Here is a 23533-nt window from a genome sequence, read left to right on the forward strand (position 1 = left end):
ATGCACTTAAATAATTAATTATTTGTTATCCTATACTTAATTTTCTATAGTAAATTAGTATAATTTATTAATTATTTCATCATCAATTTTGTATGTGTTCTCTTCAGCAGGGAAGCTCTTATCTTTTACAGCCTTGATATAATCCCTGAATGCACCTTTCATTACTTCACCTACATTTGCAAACTGACGTACAAATTTTGGAACATAATCAGTAAACATTCCAAGCATATCCTGGTAAACTAAAACCTGTCCGTCACAGCCTGCTCCTGCCCCAATTCCAATAGTTGGTATGTCAAGAATTTCTGTAACTTTTGCTGCAAGTTTTGCAGGTACTGCTTCTAAAACAACCATTGATGCACCTGCTGCCTGAACTGCTTTTGCATCTTCAATTAACTTCTTTGCTGCTGCTTCAGTTTTTCCCTGAACCTTGAAACCACCAAATGCATTAATTGACTGTGGTGTAAGACCGATATGTGCACAAACTGGAATTGATGCTTTTACAATTGCTTCGATTTGTGGTGCGACTTCCACGCCACCTTCAAGTTTTACCATATTAGCGTGACCTTCCTTCATAAGTCTGCCTGCGTTTACAACTGCATCATAAACTGATGTCTGATATGACATAAATGGCATATCGCAAACTAAAAGAATATCTTTGATTCCTCTTGAAACTGCTGCACAATGGTGAATCATGTCTTCCATTGTTACCTGAATTGTATCTTCATATCCAAGCATTGTATTTCCAAGTGAGTCACCAACTAAAATTGTGTTTACACCAACTTCTTCCATTAACTTTGCTGTTGAGTAATCATAGCAAGTCAACATTGTAATTTTATCTCCGTCCTGTTTCTGTTTTAATAATGTATTTACTGTGTTCTTCATTTTAGAATATCCTCCATTTCACTGTAATCTCTATCTTTATTTTTATTTTTAGCAACGTCTAAAACCTGTCTTGACACTGCTTTATAAATTTCTTTGCTGTTTCCACTTAATGTTTTCAAATGTTTCAAAACTGTTGTTGTGTCATTTCGCTCAATTGGGCCGGTTAATGCAGCACTGCAACCATCATTCAAACAATGTTCAACATTTCCTCTAATAATCGGGGCTAATGCAGTATCGGCTGAATCTTTGTCAAAGCCACATTCAAGTAACAACTGCTCACTTAAACTAATAAGCCCAACAACAAGATTACTTGCAATTGCCGCTGACGCATGATATTTAACTTTGTTTTCCTTGGAAATAACACAAACATTGTTTCCAAAACTTTCAAGCCATTGTTTTACAAAGTTAATTTTTTCTTCTGATCCTTCTACTGTGAAATAACTTTTTGACAACTCTTTGTAAGAACTATATTTGTCGCTCACTGCAAAGAGTGGGTGAATAGAAAATCCAAAACCACCACGTTTTGAAATATCCGAAAAGACTTCTGACGATAATGCGCCACTTGTGTGACAAATAATTTTTCCACTTAGACTAAAATGTTTTATACTACTCCAGACCTTTTCAATTACACCGTCCGGGACCGTAATAAAAACAATCTCACTATCCTTTACTAACAATTCAACATCCGTATAATATGCCGAATTAGTAAACTTCGATGCTTCTTTTGCATCTTCTTTAAATTCACTGTAATAACCAATAACTTTCTGATTATTATCTGCTAAATATTTTCCCAGAGAAAATCCAACTTTCCCTGCTCCTATAAATCCAACTTTCATGGGCATCCCTCCTTTTAATATTTTTTGACTTATGTCAACTAAATATTATAGTTTTGGGACAATGAGTCTCATTCCTTCAAGATATAAGCTACGCTCCAATCTTTATAGTGAAAAATATTTTATTCATCAGTATAGTTTCATTTCGAATACCATCCGCGAAATAATTTAACACAATTAGGGAATTAATGCAAATCTTTTTGGCTATTATCTAATCACATTTTTTCATTATAACAAATACACTGTTATATATAATGTAATAAAAATTCCATTAAACTTTCCTATAACGTACTAAAGATTGTCGTTTGCAACATTTCACATAACCAGTGCGTATTGTTTCAACAACTTTTTTTGTATCAAGATATATCCACAGCCGAAGTTTTTTTATCAAATAATAATTTCGATTCTTTTTAATAACTAAAAAGACATCTGTAACAATATCTTTATACTGCTACAAATGTCTTTCTATTTTTAGTGTCTTAATTATTTTTGTACTATTTAAAACTTTGATTATTTTGTGTTTGTACCATCTTAAAACTTTAACTTTGATTTTTTATAAATATCATTTTGTGCGTAAACGTAAACTAAACATTTTTCTTTGTCCTTAGCCTGTATTACACCATTCTTTGAAACCACAGGTACTTTTGCCAACTCCTTATCATCTAAATATACTGTTAATATTCAATTGCTATTTCCTGCAACAGCATCTACATCTAATCTGTATTTCCCTGATTTTGCAATATTGGTTTTATACTCAATAGTGGAATTAGCAGTTAGGTTACCAATATATCTTTTTCCTGCTGTGCCACCATACGGTCTTACATTAGTTTCAACATGATTTCCATTTAACTCCTCATTGTCAATTAAATTAGACATGTTTAAAAACATATCTCTAATGAAGCTGGTATCAACTTAGCGTTAGCCTCTTTATTCACATAACACTCTTCAACTTTTTATCGTAGAGGTCTTTGTTATTTTTTACTAAAAATGTTCCATTATCTCTTCCAAACTTTTATCTAACCCTAACTTTTCTATTTCATTAAAAATAGAATTAATCACTTCTATATCTTCTTCCCAATCGTCTGCTATTTCTTCTACACTTTTTCCTCTTTTTATTTTCTTATATACCATTTCAACAAGTTTTCTGCGTTCTCCGAATTCAATTCCCTGCGATTTACCAATCTCTTTGCCAGCTTCAACGCCATCGTTATACGTGTTTTCCAATGTCTGCTTTTCGTTATACTCTGTCAAGAACATTTTAACCACCTCCGCCTTATTTTCCAGCAGAAATTCTCGCAACACATCTTCATTTATACATTCGTCCACAGCCATTTTCACTGCTTCCTCGTCACTGAAATTCTTACCGGAATACTTACTGATATACTCTCTCATCCTAGTTGTTAGTATAACATATTCCTTTAAAATCACATCTACGCTAAATATGTCCTTTTTTAATATTCAAAAACATATCTAACGTAGATGTGATTTATTAATTTACTTTATTATTTTCAATTTATTTATCAGTAAACTCTTTGACCATATCAATAATCTCTTTACCTTTATTTTCTTTAATAGAATATTTCTTATTCGATATACTACATTCTTCATTGGAAATTAATGTAATGCTAATTGAAGAATTTTTTCTAAAGATATCTATATTATATAACCAACCACTAGCATCTTCCGAAACTTTCTTTTTTATCTTGGTATTAGTTAATTTATTATATAACTTATCTGTTTGTTCTTTCGTCAACTCCGTTACATTTCCGTTATTACCATCTGTAACTAAAATTTTTGTAATTTCTTCTTTGGGAATAGATAACATTTTCTGCGTCGATGATGACTTTACGATAATAATTGATACAACAACCATTACTAATACCAAAGGAATAATCACAATGCATACTTTTTTTTTCATAATTTCTCCTTTACTTACTTTATATTTACAGTAACATAATTCCAACTGCCTTTACATTTTCCCCAAACAAAACGTGTAGGTGAGTTTGTCCAACCATCTGCTATACGAATGTACGTTTCATACCTATCTCCATACCAATGTTCATAAATGTACTGCTTATATCCTAGTGCTACAACCGAATGATCATTATACTTGTAATGATCGTGAACTATCAAGTGACACGGTCTACCATTGTTAATCTCACTCACAATTTTTCTTCCGCTATTTGTACCACTATGAAATTTAACTGTATAATTATTTACTCCCACTAAATCAAAAAATTTGCTATGTCCCGTTGCAACATTTTTATCTAATGTCCCTCCTTCTGATTTACATTTCATATAATCACGCAACTTTTTAAATGTTGTTTTCCAATTAGACTTATAATAAAGTTTTTTATATTTTTTGCTATCTCTTTTATACCAGTATAGCATAATATTAGTAGCTGCTGTTGGTGCACATACTCCACCACTTTGCAATTCAGACATAATCTTATACGTTATATTATACCCCTTAACATTTTTAGAACTTGAAGAATCATAACCACTTTCATACTTTCCTGGATTTGTAATAAACCCATCGCCTGAATTATCAGGTGGTGACGATAATGACACTTTATCTACTTCACTCTCCATTCTGCACATTTCTTTTTCTGATATTTTCTCTATGTTATTGTTAGAAACATCTACTAATACCTTTTCATCTTTATTATCATTGCCTCCTATTGCATAACTCATACCGCCTAGATAATAAACTTTCTGTTTTTTCTTTTTTACATCAAAATTTTCTTCAACTTTCTCTGATGCATTATCCAAAAACAATTCATCTCCAAATTCAATAATATTATTATTTTCTTCAGAACTAGCTATTATATATCCTTCTATTTGTTTATTCTTTTTAACATTATATAAATATGCACTCACCTTCTGATTTGAGTCGAATAATACTTTTTTAAAACAAGTTCAGAAGTGATGTGACCCCAAAAAGTCTAACTTTTTGGGGTCACATCATAACTCTTTCATATATTTACTTCTTGTTTATTTTGTTGTTGTTTCAGCTGCCTTTGTTGTTTCTGTTGAAGCTGCTGTTGTAGAAGCTGCTGTTGTTGTTTCAACTGTTGTAGTTGGAGCTGAGCCCTTCTTTGTCTTAACATTTTCACAGATGATATCTCTAACCTTCATTAATAAAATATTAAGTTTAAGAGTATCTTTTACTGTTGATTCTCCGTAGTTCTTTGCTAATGTCTTAACATCTGCTCCGTAGTATTTCTTAGCATATGCATCGCCTTCGCTCTTGTAAATCTTGTCTCCATCAAGACCTTCTTCCTTAGCAATAGCGTAAATTACCATTCTACTCTTGATAGCTTCTTTTGACTGCTTATGCCAATCACTTTCTGACATGCTGCATGCTTCTAAGTATGTCTTAATGTCTTTAATACCGTATGATGAATACTGAGCTACAATCTGTGATTCAGCCTGTGATTCGTACTGTGTTAACTGTTCCTTATTGTATTCTGAAACCTTACAGTCAGCAACATAATCCTGCCATAAGCCGTTCATAATCTTGTTGTACTTTAATTCTTTTTTCTGATATTCTTTGTAAGCCTTAACTGTTGTCAACTTGTCTGATGAATAGTTTTTCTTAACAAATTCGTCATTTAATTCAGGTGTGTTTGTTTTCTGTAAAGCTGTAATCTTGTATGTAAACCATACTGACTTACCAGCTAACTTAACTTTCTTACTATTAACTGTTGTTGTTCCTGTGTAGTTTGAAGGGAAATTTAACTTCTTAGTAAATGTATCTCCAACCTTGTGTCCTTTAAGTGCATCAACAAAACCATCAATCATCTTGCTTCCACCAACTGTCTTAGCTGACATATCTGCTACCTGATCTGTTGCTGAGCCACCGTCAAATGCTACCTTCTTACCTTTTGATTCAATCTTTCCTGTATAATTAAATACTACAGATGAATCCTTCTTAACAGAACCTTTTTTAATCTTTTCTGTTGTCTTATGTGATGATAAATCCTGATCAATTGTCTGCTGTAATTCACTGTCTGTAACCTTAATATCATCTTCGTAAGCTGTTAATCCTTTGTATTCAGCTAACTTAATTGAGCCTAAATCTGTCTTTACTGTTCCTGATGTTGTGCTACCACAACCTACAAGACCTAATGCCATAGTTGCTGATAATGCAACTGCTAAAATCTTCTTATACATCTTATATTTTTTCTCCTCTTCTATTTTTTGTGTTAAAAGCAAAATCAGTCGTACGCCCTAACACGCATACAACTGATTCTATCACAATAACCTTATTATTTAAAGTCTATTTTCAAAAAACGTTTTAATTCACAAAATTATCACACTTTTTTACTTTTGAAATTAGGAAGTTCTATTTAACTTATATCCCCATTTACCTGATAATCTGTATAAAACTATTTTCAAAATAATTTCCAAACAAAATTTTAAACTAATTTCTTGCCTGTAATCTTTTCATAACCTTCTAAATAAATAGCAATTGTTTTATCTTCTACTTCTTTTGGAAGTGTCCAGTTATGATTGTCGTTTGCTTTTAACCAGTCACGTGCAAACTGTTTGTCAAATGATGGCTGACCATGTCCAGGTTCATAAACATCTGCAGGCCAGAATCTTGAGCTGTCAGGTGTAAGCATTTCATCACCGATTACGATGTTTCCATTTTCATCAAGACCAAATTCAAACTTTGTATCTGCAATAATAATTCCACGTTCTAATGCATAGTCTGCACACTTCTTATAAAGAGCAATTGTATATTCTTTTAATTTTGCAGCATATTCTTCACCCTTACCTGGGAACTGTTTTTCTAAAACTTTAATGCTTTCTTCATAAGAAATATTTTCGTCATGATCACCAATTTCTGCCTTTGTTGAAGGTGTGTAAATTGGTTCAGGAAGCTTATCTGATTCTTTTAAGCCCTCAGGAAGTTTGATTCCGCAAACTGTTCCATTTTCCTGATAGCTTGCCCAACCGCTACCTGTAATATATCCACGAACGATACATTCGATTGGAAGCATTTCAAGTTTCTTACACATCATGCTGTTTCCATCAAATTTTGGCTGTCTGAAAAATTCAGGCATATCGTTTACGTCTACTGAAATCATGTGGTTAGGAACGATATCTTCTGTCATGTCAAACCAGAACTTTGACATCTGTGTAAGAACTGTACCCTTCTTTTCAATTACATTTTTTAAAATTACATCAAAGCAACTAATTCTGTCAGTTGCTACCATAATTAAGCTGTCTCCGTTGTCATAGATTTCTCTTACTTTTCCTTCTTTAATTGGCTTCATCTTTTTCCTCTCCTTTACACTCTCATTCGCCGAAGGTAACTATTGTCGAAAGCACGCTCCCGCTGCCAAACGCTAGTAGCAGTTCTATCAAGCCAGCTACGCTGCCTTAATGAACCGACCACGTTAGAGCACTTTCTCCAATAGCTTACCTTCGGCGAATGTTTTTATAAATCAATAGTCTTTTTGTAAATCCACGAAGTGCTCCGTTACTTGGTAACTTTCGCCCTTCTGCACACATGCGGATTCTCGAAATTTTCTTTCGAAAATTTCTCCATCCTTATGTGTTTTCAGGTTGTTAATAAAACAACTTTTCTCAGCAAACTGGAAAAGTTATTTTATTTCAACCTTTGGATTTACACGTTTATTTCTGCACTTAATCCTAAGATGTCTTTATTTGCATCTAAGATTGGCTTTATTTCTTCTGCTAAGAATTCATCTACCTGTTCAGGTGAACGTCCTACATACTTGCTTGGATCCATTGTTTTCTGAAGATCTTCAAGTGACATATTAAATGCGTCATCATTTGCAATAAGTTCAAGTAAGTTGTTATCAAGACCTTTCTGCTTAACATTTGCTCCGGCTTCCATTGAAAGTTCACGAATCTTTTCGTGTAATTCCTGTCTGTCCCCGCCAGCTTTTACAGCATCCATCATAATATTTTCTGTTGCCATAAATGGAAGTTCGCTCATAAGTCTCTTTTCAATAACCTTATCGTATACAACCAAACCGTCTACTACGTTAAGATATAAATCTAAAATTCCATCAATTGCAAGGAATGATTCAGGCACACTAAGTCTCTTGTTTGCTGAGTCATCTAATGTTCTTTCAAACCACTGTGTAGCTGATGTAATGGCTGGATTTAATGCTGTAACCATTACATAATTTGCAAGTGATGCAATTCTTTCGCTTCTCATAGGATTTCTCTTGTAAGCCATTGCTGATGAACCAATCTGATTCTTTTCAAATGGTTCTTCAATTTCCTTTAAGTGCTGTAATAATCTAATGTCATTAGAGAATTTATGAGCACTTGCTGCAATACCTGCTAAGATGTTAAGCACTCTTGTATCCATCTTTCTTGAATATGTCTGACCTGATACAGGGAAGCACTTATCAAATCCCATTTTGTTTGCAATTTTCTTTTCAAGTTCTTTGATTTTTTCATGATCACCTTCGAAAAGTTCTAAGAAACTAGCCTGTGTTCCTGTAGTTCCCTTACTTCCAAGAAGCATCATGTTATCTAAAACATAATCTAAATCATCTAAATCTAATTTTAATTCCATAAGCCATAATGTAGCTCTTTTACCTACTGTTGTTGGCTGAGCAGGCTGGAAATGTGTAAATGCTAAAGTTGGCTGTGATTTGTACTTGTCAGCAAACTTTGCAAGTTCATTTATAACATTAATTAATTTCTTACGAACTAACTTAAGACCTTCTGTCATAATGATAATATCAGTGTTATCCCCAACGTAACATGATGTTGCACCAAGATGAATAATACCTTTTGCCTTTGGGCACTGCTGGCCGTAAGCATAAACGTGTGACATTACATCGTGACGAACTAATTTTTCTCTTTCTTTTGCAACATCATAATTAATGTCTTCAGCGTGAGCTTTTAATTCATCAATCTGTTCCTGTGTAATGTTAAGTCCAAGTTCCATCTCTGATTCAGCAAGTGCAATCCATAACTTTCTCCATGTTTTAAACTTCATGTCAGGTGAAAAAATGTACTGCATTTCCTTACTTGCGTATCTTTCTGACAACGGGCTGTTATATCTGTCGTTCATAAAAACCTCCTTGATTTTTAAATAGTTTGTATATATTAAATTTCTTTAATACCGAATAAATATTTGTCTGTGCCGGCTGATTTACAAATCAGCTTAAGCCTTATATTTTAGTAAATATATTTTATTTCTTATATTCACCACGAATATCTTCCTTAGGTGGTTCAAGGGGATATTTTCCTGTAAAACATCCCATACATATTTCCTGTCCTCTTGAAAGTTCCTTCAAGCGTTCCACTTTAAGGTAACCTAAAGAATCTGCTCCAATAACATCATTGATTTCTTCAACTGTTCTGTTATGAGCTATTAACTGTTCCTTAGAAGGAATATCTGTTCCAAAATAACATTCGCTAATAAATGGTGGAGAGCTTATTCTCATATGTACTTCTGTAGCACCTGCTTCTCTTACCATCTGCACAATTCTATCACTTGTAGTTCCTCGTACAATTGAGTCATCAATCATAATAACTCTCTTGCCCTTAACTACTTCTTTTAACACGTTAAGTTTTACACGAACACTTGACTCACGACTCTTTTGCTGTGGCTTAATAAATGTTCTTCCAACATAACTATTCTTTACAAAAGCTGTTCCGTAAGGAATTCCTGCCTGCATTGCATATCCCATTGCAGCAACATTGCCTGATTCAGGTACACCTACAACAATATCAGCATCTACAGGACTGTCCATTGCTAAAAATTTACCTGCCATAATTCTTGAATCGTAAACACTTACTCCATCAAAGTAACTGTCAGGTCTTGCAAAATAAATATATTCAAATATGCATCTTGCCTGATCTTCCGGCTTAACACAAAGTGATTTGTCTGACTTAATACCGTTTTCGTCGATAGTTACAACTTCTCCCGGTTCTACGTCTCTAACAAATTCTGCATCAATTGTGTCAAGTGCACAGGACTCAGATGCCAAGATGTAGGCATTGTCTCTTTTTCCAATACATAATGGCTTAAATCCGTATGGATCTCTGGCACCAATTAATTTTCTTGGACTTGAAACTACCAATGCATATGCACCTTTTAATTTTTTCATTGCATTTACAACTGCTTCTTCTGCTGTTTTACTTTTGATTCTTTCTCTTGCTACTAAATAAGCAATAACTTCAGAATCAATAGTAGTCTGGAAAATAGCACCTGTATACGCTAACTCATCTCTAAGTTCATTAGCGTTAATTAAGTTACCATTATGTGCCATCATTAATGTACCTTTTACATAATTAATAACTAATGGCTGTGCGTTGCTAATTACACTGTCTCCGGCTGTAGAATATCTAACATGTCCTACACCGATATTACCCTTTAGACTTTGAATCTTTTCCTGATCAAACACTTCATTTACAAGGCCCATTCCCTTATATAAGTCTACTTTTCTTGGGCCACTGGTATCTGATACAGCAATACCACAACTTTCCTGTCCTCTGTGCTGTAGTGCAAAAAGACCATAGTATATGGAAGAAGCCACGTCATTTCCGTCAAAGTCATACATTCCAAACACACCACATTCTTCGTGTAATGCATCAGGTTCCCAACTCATACTTACATCTCTCTGATTCATTATAATCTCCCTTGAAAATAAAAAAATGAAGGTAAAAATGAAAACATATATTATATGTATTTTTTCATTTTCCTCCTTCATATTAAAATTCGCTATTGTGACATTTAGAAAAAAAAACGCCACGGGTTCATTATAAAACGAAGAAAAGAGAAAATCAACACAGATTTTCTCTTTCCCACACTTTATTACTTTATTTAACTAAATAAGTTCTTTTAATAATTTGTTTACAACACCCGGATTTGCTTTGCCCTGTGTTGCCTTCATTGTCTGACCAACTAAAGCTCCAATAGCTTTTCCTTTTCCTGAACGGACATCCTCTACTGCCTTAGGATTTTCTTCGATTACTTTTTTAACGATTTCTCTTAAAGCATCCTCGTCATTATCCTGTTTCATACCATGTTCTTCAACATATTTTTCAGGATCAACATCTGACTTGAACATTTCTTCAAAGACTTCCTTAGCAGCACCACGGTTAACTACGCTATCTTCAATTAACTTAATTAATTTTGAAAGGTTGGCTGCTGAGAACTTAATCTGGTCAGGATCAATTGACTCTTCCTTGCAAAGTCTCATTGTTTCACCCATGATCCAGTTACTAACTTCTTTTGGTTTATTTCCAAGAGCAACTGTCTCTTCAAATAAATCTGCAAGTGGCTTGTACTGTGTTATAATATCTGCGTCATATTCAGGAAGTTCAAATTTTTCAATGTATCTTGCCATCTTTTCGTCTCTAAATTCAGGCTCACGTGATTTTACTTCCTGTAACCATTCTTCACTGATTATAACAGGTACTAAATCAGGATCAGGGAAGTATCTGTAATCCTGTGCATCTTCTTTTGAACGCATAGCGTAAGAATACTCTTTTGTATCATCCCAACGTCTTGTTTCCTGAATTACTTCCTTACCAGCTTCTATTAAGTCAATCTGTCTTTCTCTTTCGTTTTCTATAGCTCTTGCAATTGCCTTAAATGAGTTAAGGTTCTTCATTTCAGTTCTTGTACCAAATTCACTGGCACCAACTTCTCTTACTGAAAGGTTTACGTCAGCTCTCATTGAGCCTTCGTTAAGCTTACAGTCAGAAGCTCCAAGGTACTGAATAATCATACGCAATTTTTCAAGATATGCTACTACTTCGTCAGCACTTCTCATGTCAGGTTCTGACACGATTTCAATAAGTGGCACACCTGAACGGTTTAAGTCCACTAATGAACAATCGTAAAAGTCATCATGGACTAACTTACCTGCATCTTCTTCCATATGAATTTCATGAATTCTAACCTGCTTTTTCTCACCATCATCACCTTTGATTTCAACATATCCATTAGTACAAATTGGTTTGTATAACTGTGAAATCTGATAGTTCTGTGGATTGTCAGGATAAAAATAATTCTTTCTATCAAACTTCCCGTTTCTTGTAATGTCGCAGTTTGTAGCAAGTCCAACTGCCATTGCATATTCTACTACCTGTTTATTTAATACAGGAAGTGAACCCGGCATACCTGTACAAACAGGGCATGTATGTGTATTTGGTGCTCCACCAAACTCTGTTGAACAGGAGCAGAAAATTTTTGTTTTTGTTGCTAATTCCACATGAACTTCAAGTCCTATGACTGTCTCGTACGCTTTTTCCATTGCTGCTCCTCCTAATCTCTGTTCTTTGCTACTTTGCATCTTTCATAGTCTCTTGACTGTTCATATGCATAAGCTGCTCTGATAATATTATTTTCTTTGAAACAATCTCCAATAATCTGCATGCCAATTGGAAGTCCCTTACTGTCTGTTCCACAAGGAACACTGATTCCCGGAAGTCCTGCTAAGTTTACTGAAATTGTATAAATGTCACCTAAATACATCTGAATTGGATCTGATAAGCTCTCACCAAGTTTTGGTGCTGTTGTTGGAGCTGCAGGTCCGATAATAACGTCATATTTTGCAAAGGCTTCATCAAATGCCTTCTTAATTAAAGCCTTTGTTCTTAATGCTTTTAGATAATATGCATCATAATATCCTGAACTTAATACGAAAGAACCAAGCATAATACGTCTCTTAACTTCCGCACCAAAACCTTCGGAACGTGTTTTCTTGTACATGTTGTGTAGTCCTTCGTACTCAGGTGTACGATAACCGTATTTTACACCATCAAATCTTGCAAGGTTTGAGCTTGCTTCTGCTGCTGCAATAACGTAATATGCAGGAATTGCATAATCTATTAAATCTAAGTCAAATTCTTCAACAATGGCTCCCTTTTCTTCAAGAACTTTTACACCGTTAAGAATTGCTTCTTTAACTTCGCTGTCAAGACCTTCACCAAAATAGCCCTTTGGAATACCAATCTTCAAACCTTTTACATCATCTACCAAGGCACTTGTAAAATCATATGATTCTCTTTTTACTGATGTGGAATCTTTTGGATCATAGCTTGCTATTGTCTCTAAAATTGTTGCACAGTCTGTAACATCCTTTGCAACTGGTCCAATCTGATCAAGTGATGAACCGTAAGCAATAAGGCCGTATCTTGATACTGTACCATATGTTGGCTTAATACCTGTTACACCACAAAATGAACTTGGCTGTCTAATTGATCCACCTGTGTCTGAACCAAGGGCATATGAACATTCTTCTGCTGCAACGGCTGCACAGCTACCACCTGATGAACCACCTGGTACATGTTCATTGTTCCAAGGATTTTTTGTTACCCCGTAATGAGAAGTTTCTGTTGTACTACCCATTGCGAACTCATCCATATTAGTCTTTCCTATTATAATGGCTCCTGCTTTTTCCAAATTCAAAACAGCCTCAGCTGTGTATGTTGGATTAAAGTTTTCTAATATTTTTGAACTACATGTTGTTAAGACTCCTTCTGTACACATGTTGTCCTTTATTGCCACAGGCACACCTGCTATAGGTCCTGTAAGCTCTCCTGCATCTATTTTTGCCTGAACTTCCTTTGCTTTAGCTAATACTTTTTCTTTTTCTAATACAGTCACATAACTGTTTATATCGCTTTCCACTGCTTCAATCTGTGCAAAAGCATCAAGAACGGCATCTTCAACTTTCACTTCACCGCTTTTGATTTTTTTACCTAATTGAACAGCTGTAAGATTCATTAAACTCATATTTGTTCCTTTCGATAAATTACATTAATTCTTTCTGAAACTTTAATTTATAATTTTCCTTATTATTAATCAAATGTTTTTGGTACAACAAATGCGCCATCTTTTTCTTCCGGTGCATTCTTTAATATATTCTCTCTATCGTCACCATTAGTAACAACATCTTCTCTGAAAACATTGTTTACAGGGAATACGTGACTCATAGGTTCAACGTTGCTTGTATCAAGTTCATTAAGTTTGTCAATGTAATCAAGCATTTTTCCCATATCTTCTTTTGCTTTTTCTTTTTCCTCGTCGGACAATTCAAGCTTCGCTAAAATACCAACATATTCAATTGTTTCGTCTGAAATAACGTTAGCCATTGAAACCTCCTTCTATCTTAATACCTCTGTTTTGGGTAAAATTTACATATAGTCTATATTTTACATAAAAACAATGCAAAAATCAATTAGCTACAAAATATAACTAATATTCTTCACAATATACTTAAAAAATATTGCCATTAAGTGTTATTATCACTATTATTGACTTTTTATTACAACTATCTTATACTTTGTTTGTTATTTATTTATACCTATTTAATATTGATTATTTCCTATTATAATACGTTTAAAAAAATAACATTTGACTTAAGCAAAATTACTTAATATTTTTTCATCAGGTATTTGCAAATATTTATATATCTGCAAACCCTTTTAATGCTGTCAAAAAACAATTTAATATTTTTATAACACGAAAGGATTTATAGCATATGAAAAGTTTTCTTAAAAACATGTCTGATAGAGATGTAAAGATACTGATTTACGCTGTTTTTGCAATAACAACTGTTTTCTTTGCCTCAACACTATCACTTCCGTATGTACTTGATGAAACAGGTACAGTTGCCAATACAGCTTTTATGGCAGGAGATGATTGGAGCTTTTGTGTACAAACAATGGGAGGTTTTTATTACAAATATGCATTCTCTGCTTTATATTATCCTATTTATATGGCATTCAGAAGCAATCCTGTTTATATGTACAAGGCAATGATATCATTTAACATGCTTATTATGAGCTTTATACCTGTTATTTCATATCATATTTGCAGAAAGCATTTAAAAATCGAATCAAAAATACAGGCATTATTAATATCCGTACCTGCAGTTGGTATTTCTTCAATTTGGCTCTATGCAATGTATGCCCGTTGTGATGCTATGCTTATATTTTTACCATGGCCAATTTTACTTGTAATATTAGAATTATCTTCAACAACAAGTAATGCCATTAGAAATACTCTTTCAGCAGTGTTGGCATTTGTGACAGTATATGCTTATATGACACATACAAGAGGTGTCGTTTTAATTATTGCGGCATTTATGACTGTAGTTTTAATTTCTGCAGTTTACAAACACAAAACAGTTAATTATTTTATATACGTTCCTGTCTCAGGAGTTTTAATGGTTATCGACAAATTCCTGGCCGCTTTCTTTAAAAATGGCGTTTATGGAATTTATGGTACAAGACATGGTAGCATTGATGTAATCGACATGGAAACTCTTGGTAAATTATTTACACTTAAGGGCATGTTAATCGAACTTAAATTAGTTGCCGGCTGGTTATTTAACCTTTTTGCCTCAACTATGGGACTTGTTATCATTGGCTTCTTTGCAGCATTAATAATATTATTTATTAATTTGAAAAAAGCTAACAGAGGCAAAAATATAGGTGAAACTATTTTATCTTTATTTTCCGCTTTATGCTTAATGGGAACTTTTGCGCTGGGAGCATTATTCTTCTTTCCAAGTGCATATGAACTATTTACAGGAGTTGAACTTAAACGAGCTGATCGTATTGTTTTCGGTCGTTACACAGTTGGTGCTGTGGGACTTATAGTTTTAATTGCCCTTTATTCTTTAGTTATAAAGAAGGGAATTATTATTAAGTGGAAGGCTAAAGTTTTAGCTGTAGTGTCTTACGTTTTAGTATTTGTTTATTTTATAAAGAAAGTTAGTCCTGTTTTGGCTACTGTTCCAAAAACAAATACAAGATACTTCATTTCATTAACAAAGTTCTTCAACGTGGAAGACGGAATCACAACCGGTACTTACCCACAGATGACGGAAGCTTTCACAAAAGCAGGCTTCCTATCATTAGGTTTGTTACTTGTAATATTAATACTTACAAGTATTAACAAAATACAGGTTATTTACAGCGCTACTGTTTTAATATTTGTTCTCTCCGCTCTTAACTACAGATATGTAGCTTCAGAAGTTAGAGGTGGACGTGATGAATTAGTATATGAAAGAACTCACAACATCATTGACTATATTGCAGAAATTGATGAAAAAACAAACGTGTCAGAAAAATATCCTGATATTTTCTACCATAAGAGTGGATATTTAGTTAAAACATATCAATTTGGTCTGCCACAGTTTAATATAGGAACATTAAAATATTTACGTGACGACAAGAAGCAGAAGGAATTTATTGTTATATGTGATAAAGACAGTGTTAATATTGCTATTGAGAACGCTAATGATGTTTACGGCGATAATGATAAATTCTACACATTCAATACATTTAAGAATAAAGTAGGGGTTCCTGATACAATTCTTGTAAAAGGGAAAAATTTAGCTAAATTTTTAAAGAGCAAAGGTTACGCTCTTTCAGAATATAAGGTACAATAGATTTAAAGTACAGTAGAATATAAAAATACAGTAAGGAGATTTGAAATGAAATTAATTATTCAGGTACCATGTTATAACGAAGCAGAGACTCTGGAAATTGCGCTTAATGATTTACCAAAGCACATTGACGGAATTGATGAGATTGAATACCTCATTATTAATGACGGTAGTGCCGATAACACTGTGGAAGTTGCAAAAAAATGGGGTGTTCACTATGTAGTAAACTTTAAACAGAACAAGGGCTTAGCCAAAGGATTTATGGCAGGTCTTGATGCATGTTTGCGGAACGGTGCAGATATTATTGTTAATACTGATGCCGACAACCAGTATAACGGTGATGACATTGAAAAATTAGTAAGACCTATTTTAGATGAAAAGGCAGATATTGTTATTGGTGAAAGACCTATTGATAACACAGCTCACTTTTCTCCTCTTAAGAAGAAATTACAGCACTTTGGAAGCTGGACTGTTCGTGTAGCTTCTAAATCAGACATACCTGATGCTCCAAGTGGTTTTAGAGCATACAGCAGAGAAGCTGCTTTAAGATTAAATGTTGTAAATGAATACACATACACACTTGAAACTATTGTCCAGGCAGGAAGAACTAAGATGGCAATGACATCTGTTCCTATTAGAACAAACCCTGAACTTAGAAAATCACGTTTGTTCAGCAGTATGTTTGGATATGTAAAAAGATCTATGGTAACTATTGTCCGTTCATTTATGATGTACAAGCCATTAAAATTCTTTGGAATCATTGGAGGCATCCTTTTCGCATTAGGACTTGCACTTGGAATCAGATTCCTTGTATATTATGGCATGGGTGCAGGTAGCGGACATGTTCAGTCACTTATTTTAGCAAGCACATTTTTACTTATGGGTGTACAAACATTTATTATTGCACTCCAGGCAGACATTATTGCTGCTAACCGCAAGATTTTGGAAGATGTTCAGTACCATGTAAGAAAAATCGACTATGATAATGATGCTAAAAACAAAGAAGACAAAGAAAGCAAATAGGAGTAATAATGAGAGATATAACAATTGCTATTACAGCAGCAAGCTACAGCGGCAACAAAGGTGCCGCTGCTATGCTACAAAGTTCAATTAAACAGTTACACGATGTTTACGGAGACAGACTGAATATTAACTTAATGTCTGTTTATCCAGGCGAGGACAAGAAACAATTACCTTTTGACTTTATTAATATTACAAGCACAAAACCGGAACAGCTTTTATTTGTAGCTTTTCCGCTTGCTATACTCTATAAGCTTTTTAAATGGTGTCCACCTATTAAAAAGCTTCTTTTAAAAAACAAAATATTAAAAACTTACACAAACACAGACCTAGTTGTTGACGAAGCAGGTATTTCTTTTGTTGACAGTCGTGGTTTTGTAATGAATACTTACGCTTTTGTTTGTGCAGCAGTTCCACTTTTAGTTGGCACTCCTGTTGTTAAGTATTCACAGGCTTTAGGTACATTTAAGAATCATTATAACAAATTCCTAGCAAAATGGATTCTTCCAAAGCTTAAGCTTGTTTGCGCCAGAGGTCAGAAAACATACGATAACCTTATGGGTATTGGCGTAAAAGACAATGTTAAGTTATGTGCTGACGGTGCTTTCTCAATGGAAGACAGCGAATACTGGAACAACGAAATCAATAGAATCTGTAGCGAAGACAGTTTTTACAATGACAATGTTGTTGGCCTTTCAATTAGTTCTGTAGTTGAGAAGAAATGCGAAAAAATGGGGATTCCTTACAAGGATACAATGGTTTCCTTTGTAAACTACTTAAACGAAAGCGGTTATAACGTAATTCTTATTGCAAACGCGGCAAGAATTAACAGTGAAAAGTCAAGAAACAACGACCTTATGGTTGGAGATGCAATTTATAACGACGTTTCTAACAAAGACAAAGTTCGTTGGTACCATGAAGAAATGGATGCAGAACAGATTAGAGCTTTCATTGGAAAATGTAGATTTTTAGTTGCTTCAAGATTCCATGCAATGATCGGTTCCCTTGAACAGAAAGTTCCTGTTCTTCTTATTGGTTGGAGCCACAAATATCAGGAAGTTCTTGATATGTTTGAACTTGGTCAGTACGCAATAGACTTTTCAAAATTAGAATTATCAGAATTAAAGAAAAGTTTTGAGGACTTTGTTTCTCACGAAGATGATATTAGAGCTAAACTTGACAAAAACCTTGATTCTGTTTTAGCAAGTTCAAGAAACAATATTAAATATATTAGCGAAATTATAGATGATGTAACAAAAAATTCAAAAAAAAAATGTAAATTATTAGATTTTAACAATCCTGATAAATACATTGGTGCTCACATTGGCTGTAAAAAAGGTTATTCAACAAACGAAGACATTCGTGGCAACGCAGCTTCAGGCGGTATGGTTACTGCTCTTCTTTGCAATATGTTAAAGAACAAAGAAATTGACGGTGCCTGGGTAACTAAGACAGCTTTTGAAAACGGCGAATTAACTTACAAAACATACATTGCAACTACAGAAGAAGAAATCAGAGATGCTTCATCAAGTGTTTATATGAACATTCCTCTTCTTAAGCACATTGATGTAGTTAGAAATTTTGACGGAAAAGTTGCTGTTGTAATGACACCATGTATGTTAAGAGGTTTAGATACAATAATGAAAAAAGATCAATCACTCAAAGATAAGATTGTTCTTAAACTTGGTTTGTACTGTAGTGGCAACCATTCTCCTAAGGCAACTACCCTCTCAATGGAAAAGTCAGGTGTTACAAGTGAAAATGCCAAACGTCTTTACTACAGAAGAGGACATTGGCGCGGAATTTCCAGTGTGATATACAATGATGGCAGCACAAAGGAATTCTCTTACTCAAAAACAATTTGTTCCTACAAAAATGCTTATTTCTTTGAAAAAGATAGTTGTATGACATGCCAGGATCACTTTGGTGAATGTAGCGACATAAGCTTCGGTGACATTTGGCTTAAAGAAATGAAGGGTAACCCTATAAAGCACACAAGCTGTGTTATTCGTTCACAGAAAGCGTATGATGCTCTTAATCAGGCTATTGCTGATGGAGATATTTACGCAACACATATTAGTGACAAAGACATGGTTAGAAGCCAGAAACGTGCTCTTGTATTCAAATTTAACCTTGCAAAAGCAAAGAAAACAACTGCAAAATTAGATACAAGTGATAAATGCAAATGGAACCACAAACTTGCATTAAAGTTAGCTGAACATAACAAAAAATATTCAGAAGAACATTATGATAAGTTAGCCAAAGTTCCTACTAAAGTAATTTATTACTACATGTGCTTTATTCGTGTGCTATTAAGTTTTTAGGAGTTTTAACAAATGAAATCAAATAAATTCAACAAAAAGAATATAATGAAAATCTGCAAGATACTTTTTTTAGTTCTTGTAGCAATATTCCTTGCAAAATATTTTTATACAAGTTGGGATGATATCAAAAAAATCGACTGGGGCAAATTCAACTGGGGCATATTTATTTTATCAATATTCCTATACTTTGCTTACAAAGTTACATTAGCTTCATTGTGGCACTACATTACAAAATTAAATAAATGTAGCATTAAATACACTAAAGCCGTAACAAGCTATCTTTACTCAATTTTAGGTAAGTATATACCGGGAAAAGTATTTATGCTTGCGGCAAGAATTCCGGGATATCAGGAAGAAGGCGTTCCAATGCGAAAGGTTACAATATGTTTCTTCCTTGAAAACATTTGTACTCTACTTGGAGCAGCATTTTTATTCTTAATTTCACTGTTCTTCTTTCCAAATGAATTATTAGCTAACTACAAATGGGCAACTATTGGTTTAGTTATTCTGTTTTTTATTTGCATTAATCCTAAAATCATTAATTTCTTCCTTTCAAAGCTTGGAAAATTAATGAAGAAAGATGATATGGAAATTACAATAACTTACCCACAAATGATTAAAGTTGTTCTACTATTCATTTGTAACTGGTTGATCGTTGGTACAGGTTTCTACATTTTGGTAGTTTCACTTTACCCTAGCGTTGGATTTTCACAGTGGCTATATGTTGGTGGAATTTACGGTTTATCAGCAATTATCGGTATTCTTGCAATTTTTACTGTTTCAGGACTTGGTGTAAGAGAAGGCATCTTAATCGCCGGATTAATTCTTATTATGCCAAAAGAGTATGCAGTAATTATTTCAATAGTTTCAAGACTTTGGGCAACAGTTGCTGAACTTATATTAATTTTAGTAGCTTTTATAGCTAATAAAATTATTGATATTAAGTCAAAAAAAACTAATCCTACACTTGAAAATCAGTCAACAAAATAATAAGATAGTATTATATTGTTGAACGGATTTTAAAAAAGATAGGAGGCGGTTATATGATACAAAGCAGAATAGTTAAATACTACGCAAAAAAAGATCCTAACATCGCAATTAAGGTAATTCCGGGACATTTTGTTTCAACACATTCACACCTTAACAATTACCTTGATATGACAACCATGAAGACACGTCAGAACGAGGCTGAACGAATAGCCATCGCAATGAAAGATTACTACAATGTGATGGGCAAGCCTATTGACACAATAGTCTGTATTGAAGGCTGTGAAGTCATTGGTGCATTTCTTGCAAGTGAATTAAGCAGAGCAGGAATTTTATCAATGAATGCTCACAAAACAATTTATGTTGTAACACCTGAATTTAACAATAATGGTCAGATGATTTTCAGAGACAATCTGAAACCTGAAATTGCAGGCAAAAACGTACTTTTGCTTCTTGCTTCAGCTACAACAGGCAAGACAGTTCGTAACAGCATAGAATGTATTCAATACTACGGTGGAATTCTTCAGGGAATTTCTTCTATCTTTAGTGCTGTTGATTCTATTGACGGACATAGAATTGATGCATTGTTTAGAGCCGATGACATTCCAAATTATGAAGCGTATACTCATAATGATTGTCCTCTTTGTAAAGCCGGCAAGGCTGTGGAGGCAATTGTCAACGGTTATGGATACAGTGAATTATAATTTTATACAAAAAGATTTTTTATAACAGAAAAGCTTAGGTTGTTAACACCTAAGCTTTTTGTCATTATATAAAAATATTGTTTTTCATATAAAATGTTCTCATATAAATTGCTTCCAAATAAAATACTATGCTTTTTCTTTCCACAAACCGTCAGCTTTTAATTTGTTCCAATCTGCTTCTAGAATTTTTGGCTTTTTACCATGGTATTTCTTTTCAGTCATATTCAAATACTTATTATTCATTAAATCGTCTAATGCAGCCTGAATTCGCTCTCTAGACACACCACTGTGTGCTGAAACGTTCTCAACAGTTTTTGAATAAGTTGCCATTTTGCGTCTTTTCTTTAAAATATATAAAGACTGTAAAATTGCGTCATAATAATATTTTCTTTCCTGATTTGATCTTGGCATCTCCACATATGAATTTGCTGAAGCTTTAAGCTTGTTGCTAAGTGAATGTTTTACACCATATACAATAACTTTTTTCTTAAGCTCTCTTAAATATTTTATTGCTAAATTAAAATGTGCATCCCCCGTAAATATTATAAATACTTCTGGTGAATTCTTCTTAGCAGCTTCACGATATATCGCATCCAAAATAATAAAATCTGTAAAGTCCTTGTCCACACCATCTTTTGTGCTGGCCGTATGGACAACATTTTTTGATAACTTTTCTAATCTTTCTAAATCTCTTTCAATGGAACTTCCATGAAAATCTCCGAAAAATGTAATTGACTTAACATTATATTCTTCTTTAAGTTCCTTGTACCATTCCTCAACGTTTGGACGCATTGCAAAAATATTTTTGTATCCATAATACCAGTGTTCGTAATCTACAAATACTGCTGCGGTACTTTTATTGCTAAATAATCCGCCTAACATGTTCTCCTCCTTTCTGTTTTTCTAGGCAAAATCTCATTTACCTATTATATTGATGTGCCAAACACCTATTATATTATAACAGAAAAAAGAAGCTAGGCAACATATAAGTCCTTTTGAGGCTAATGATGCTGAAAGCTCCTTTGCCATTTTCACCGAAAAGAAACAGCTATGGGCCCATATCAATGCTCATAGCTGTTTTGCTTTTAGGAGAGTTTTTTACCTCCCCTTAATATTTAGTCTATTTAATTATTCAAAATTATAAACTCTTAATTCTTTCAATTGCTTTAAGTGTATTTTCGTAAGTACCAAATGCTGTCAGTCTAAAGTATCCTTCTCCACTTGGTCCAAATCCTGAACCTGGTGTACCAACTATATTTGCATTTGTAAGAAGATGATCAAAGAACTCCCATGATGACATTCCATCAGGTGTTTCAAGCCATACATATGGTGCATTTACACCACCACTTACTGAGAAACCTGCGTTCTTTAATCCATCCATAATAACTTTTGCATTGTTCATATAGTAAGCAACCTGTTCTTTTGTCTGAGCCTTTCCTGCTTCTGAGTAAACAGCTTCTCCTGCTCTTTGAATAATATATGGGGCTCCGTTGAATTTTGTTCCATGTCTTCTTGCCCATAATGAATTTAACATAACGCCATTTGATTTTAATTCTTTTGGAATAACAGTAAAGCCAAGTCTTGTTCCTGTAAATCCGGCATTTTTAGAAAAACTTCTAAGTTCAATTGCACATGTTTTTGCTCCATCACATTCATAAATTGTGTGAGGCACATCGTCTTCTGAAATGTATGCTTCATAAGCTGCATCGTAAATAATAACTGCACCAACTTTATTAGCATAATCAACCCATTCCTGAAGCTGTGATTTTGTAATTGTAGAACCTGTAGGGTTATTTGGAAAGCAAAGATAAATAATATCCGGTGTTTCCTTTGGGAGTTCAGGTGCAAAATTTGTTGCCTTTGTACATGGCATGTAAATTACGTTGCTCCATCTTTCCTGTTCTGCTATGTACTCACCTGTTCTGCCTGCCATTGCATTTGTATCTACGTATACAGGATAAACCGGATCACATACAGCAATTTTATTATCAACTGAGAAAATATCACCAATATTTCCTGAATCTGACTTTGCTCCATCACTTACAAAAATTTCATCAAGAGCAATGTCAACACCTCTTGCCTTGTAGTCATTATCTCTAATTGCACTTCTTAAAAATTCATAGCCTAAATCAGGGGCATAACCATGAAATGTTTCTGCATTTGCCATTTCATCAACAGCCTTATGCATAGCGTCAATTACAGCAGGGCAAAGTGGCTGTGTTACGTCACCTATTCCTAAACTGATTACATCCTTATCAGGATTTGCTTCCTTGTAAGCAGCTACTTTTTTTCCAATATTAGAAAATAAATAACTTCCAGGTAATTTTAAATAGTTCTCATTAATTTTGTACATTTTTTTCAGTCCTCCTAAA

At 33.9% G+C, this 23533-nt stretch carries 19 protein-coding genes and 1 pseudogene; 5 read left to right on the forward strand and 15 right to left on the reverse strand.

The annotated features are described in order from the left end of the window. Positions 1-54: 54 nt before the first annotated feature. The 13 genes and pseudogenes from panB to gatC all read right to left on the reverse strand — a co-directional run bounded on the left by panB (position 55) and on the right by gatC (position 13823). Entirely contained in the window at positions 55-882 is an 828-nt protein-coding gene (gene panB / locus DW006_RS00920) for a 3-methyl-2-oxobutanoate hydroxymethyltransferase (RefSeq protein WP_022165769.1), read from the reverse strand. Next, a complete protein-coding gene (locus DW006_RS00925) occupies positions 879-1718 on the reverse strand; it encodes a Rossmann-like and DUF2520 domain-containing protein (protein ID WP_117998622.1) in 840 nt (279 codons plus the stop codon). Before DW006_RS00925 ends, panB begins: the two co-directional genes overlap by 4 nt. A gap of 678 nt (positions 1719-2396) precedes the next feature. Next, positions 2397-2591, reverse strand: coding sequence for a hypothetical protein (locus DW006_RS00930; RefSeq protein WP_147337625.1), 195 nt, complete (start codon positions 2589-2591; stop codon positions 2397-2399). A gap of 105 nt (positions 2592-2696) precedes the next feature. Beyond that, positions 2697-3143 (reverse strand): hypothetical protein, encoded by a 447-nt coding sequence (locus DW006_RS00935; RefSeq protein WP_147337626.1) that lies wholly within the window; start codon positions 3141-3143, stop codon positions 2697-2699. 85 nt (positions 3144-3228) lie between these two features. Beyond that, the gene (locus tag DW006_RS00940) at positions 3229-3633 is read right to left on the reverse strand and encodes a hypothetical protein (RefSeq protein ID WP_117998625.1); all 405 of its coding nucleotides are present in this window, start codon (positions 3631-3633) and stop codon (positions 3229-3231) included. 14 nt (positions 3634-3647) lie between these two features. Beyond that, entirely contained in the window at positions 3648-4487 is an 840-nt protein-coding gene (locus DW006_RS00945) for a C39 family peptidase (protein WP_147337627.1), read from the reverse strand. Between the two features lie 222 nt (positions 4488-4709). Continuing rightward, entirely contained in the window at positions 4710-5891 is a 1182-nt protein-coding gene (locus tag DW006_RS00950) for an FKBP-type peptidyl-prolyl cis-trans isomerase (protein ID WP_117998627.1), read from the reverse strand. 245 nt (positions 5892-6136) lie between these two features. Further along, positions 6137-7003, reverse strand: a pseudogene (locus DW006_RS00955) (phosphoribosylaminoimidazolesuccinocarboxamide synthase); the annotation flags it as partial. A 350-nt stretch (positions 7004-7353) separates the two neighbouring features. Next, complete coding sequence (purB, locus tag DW006_RS00960) at positions 7354-8784, reverse strand: adenylosuccinate lyase (RefSeq protein ID WP_117998629.1); 1431 nt, start codon at positions 8782-8784, stop codon at positions 7354-7356. Positions 8785-8905: 121 nt separating this feature from the next. Beyond that, entirely contained in the window at positions 8906-10348 is a 1443-nt protein-coding gene (gene purF / locus DW006_RS00965) for an amidophosphoribosyltransferase (RefSeq protein ID WP_199521859.1), read from the reverse strand. 198 nt (positions 10349-10546) lie between these two features. After that, entirely contained in the window at positions 10547-11980 is a 1434-nt protein-coding gene (gatB, locus tag DW006_RS00970) for an Asp-tRNA(Asn)/Glu-tRNA(Gln) amidotransferase subunit GatB (protein ID WP_117998726.1), read from the reverse strand. An 11-nt stretch (positions 11981-11991) separates the two neighbouring features. Then, positions 11992-13464: an Asp-tRNA(Asn)/Glu-tRNA(Gln) amidotransferase subunit GatA gene (gatA, locus tag DW006_RS00975; protein WP_117998630.1), complete on the reverse strand. Its 1473-nt coding sequence runs from the start codon at positions 13462-13464 to the stop codon at positions 11992-11994. A 65-nt stretch (positions 13465-13529) separates the two neighbouring features. Beyond that, entirely contained in the window at positions 13530-13823 is a 294-nt protein-coding gene (gene gatC / locus DW006_RS00980; RefSeq protein WP_117998631.1) for an Asp-tRNA(Asn)/Glu-tRNA(Gln) amidotransferase subunit GatC, read from the reverse strand. A 389-nt stretch (positions 13824-14212) separates the two neighbouring features. Between gatC and DW006_RS00985 the strand changes: the two genes are divergently transcribed. From DW006_RS00985 to DW006_RS01005, 5 genes are read left to right on the forward strand one after another with little or no spacing between them, the layout of a single operon-like run. After that, the gene (locus DW006_RS00985) at positions 14213-16129 is read left to right on the forward strand and encodes a hypothetical protein (RefSeq protein ID WP_117998632.1); all 1917 of its coding nucleotides are present in this window, start codon (positions 14213-14215) and stop codon (positions 16127-16129) included. Positions 16130-16174: 45 nt separating this feature from the next. Continuing rightward, positions 16175-17149 carry a glycosyltransferase family 2 protein gene (locus DW006_RS00990; RefSeq protein WP_022165753.1) on the forward strand — a complete coding sequence of 325 codons (975 nt, stop codon included), beginning with the start codon at positions 16175-16177 and terminating at the stop codon, positions 17147-17149. An 8-nt stretch (positions 17150-17157) separates the two neighbouring features. Continuing rightward, positions 17158-19470, forward strand: coding sequence for a polysaccharide pyruvyl transferase family protein (locus DW006_RS00995; RefSeq protein WP_117998633.1), 2313 nt, complete (start codon positions 17158-17160; stop codon positions 19468-19470). 12 nt (positions 19471-19482) lie between these two features. After that, positions 19483-20460, forward strand: a complete 978-nt coding sequence (locus DW006_RS01000) for a lysylphosphatidylglycerol synthase domain-containing protein (protein WP_117998634.1) — start codon at positions 19483-19485, stop codon at positions 20458-20460. 53 nt (positions 20461-20513) lie between these two features. After that, positions 20514-21161, forward strand: a complete 648-nt coding sequence (locus DW006_RS01005) for a phosphoribosyltransferase (RefSeq protein ID WP_199521860.1) — start codon at positions 20514-20516, stop codon at positions 21159-21161. 126 nt (positions 21162-21287) lie between these two features. On the opposite strand, the gene DW006_RS01010 is transcribed toward DW006_RS01005, so the two are convergent. Continuing rightward, positions 21288-22043 (reverse strand): NYN domain-containing protein, encoded by a 756-nt coding sequence (locus DW006_RS01010; RefSeq protein ID WP_117998635.1) that lies wholly within the window; start codon positions 22041-22043, stop codon positions 21288-21290. Between the two features lie 256 nt (positions 22044-22299). Further along, positions 22300-23514 carry an LL-diaminopimelate aminotransferase gene (locus DW006_RS01015; protein WP_117998636.1) on the reverse strand — a complete coding sequence of 405 codons (1215 nt, stop codon included), beginning with the start codon at positions 23512-23514 and terminating at the stop codon, positions 22300-22302. Positions 23515-23533 lie beyond the last annotated feature (19 nt).

The sequence above is a fragment of the Eubacterium sp. AF36-5BH genome, assembly GCF_003460505.1.
Taxonomy (GTDB): domain Bacteria; phylum Bacillota; class Clostridia; order Lachnospirales; family Lachnospiraceae; genus Eubacterium_G.

Excerpts from the sequence above, each read along its gene's own strand:
- panB (WP_022165769.1), bottom strand. The coding sequence starts at position 882 with ATGAAGAACACAGTAAATACATTATTAAAACAGAAACAGGACGGAGAT.
- DW006_RS00925 (WP_117998622.1), bottom strand. The coding sequence starts at position 1,718 with ATGAAAGTTGGATTTATAGGAGCAGGGAAAGTTGGATTTTCTCTGGGA.
- DW006_RS00930 (WP_147337625.1), bottom strand. The coding sequence starts at position 2,591 with ATGTCTAATTTAATTGACAATGAGGAGTTAAATGGAAATCATGTTGAA.
- DW006_RS00940 (WP_117998625.1), bottom strand. The coding sequence starts at position 3,633 with ATGAAAAAAAAAGTATGCATTGTGATTATTCCTTTGGTATTAGTAATG.
- DW006_RS00950 (WP_117998627.1), bottom strand. The coding sequence starts at position 5,891 with ATGTATAAGAAGATTTTAGCAGTTGCATTATCAGCAACTATGGCATTA.
- purB (WP_117998629.1), bottom strand. The coding sequence starts at position 8,784 with ATGAACGACAGATATAACAGCCCGTTGTCAGAAAGATACGCAAGTAAG.
- purF (WP_199521859.1), bottom strand. The coding sequence starts at position 10,348 with ATGAATCAGAGAGATGTAAGTATGAGTTGGGAACCTGATGCATTACAC.
- gatB (WP_117998726.1), bottom strand. The coding sequence starts at position 11,980 with ATGGAAAAAGCGTACGAGACAGTCATAGGACTTGAAGTTCATGTGGAA.
- gatA (WP_117998630.1), bottom strand. The coding sequence starts at position 13,464 with ATGAGTTTAATGAATCTTACAGCTGTTCAATTAGGTAAAAAAATCAAA.
- gatC (WP_117998631.1), bottom strand. The coding sequence starts at position 13,823 with ATGGCTAACGTTATTTCAGACGAAACAATTGAATATGTTGGTATTTTA.
- DW006_RS00985 (WP_117998632.1), top strand. The coding sequence starts at position 14,213 with ATGAAAAGTTTTCTTAAAAACATGTCTGATAGAGATGTAAAGATACTG.
- DW006_RS00990 (WP_022165753.1), top strand. The coding sequence starts at position 16,175 with ATGAAATTAATTATTCAGGTACCATGTTATAACGAAGCAGAGACTCTG.
- DW006_RS00995 (WP_117998633.1), top strand. The coding sequence starts at position 17,158 with ATGAGAGATATAACAATTGCTATTACAGCAGCAAGCTACAGCGGCAAC.
- DW006_RS01000 (WP_117998634.1), top strand. The coding sequence starts at position 19,483 with ATGAAATCAAATAAATTCAACAAAAAGAATATAATGAAAATCTGCAAG.
- DW006_RS01005 (WP_199521860.1), top strand. The coding sequence starts at position 20,514 with ATGATACAAAGCAGAATAGTTAAATACTACGCAAAAAAAGATCCTAAC.
- DW006_RS01010 (WP_117998635.1), bottom strand. The coding sequence starts at position 22,043 with ATGTTAGGCGGATTATTTAGCAATAAAAGTACCGCAGCAGTATTTGTA.
- DW006_RS01015 (WP_117998636.1), bottom strand. The coding sequence starts at position 23,514 with ATGTACAAAATTAATGAGAACTATTTAAAATTACCTGGAAGTTATTTA.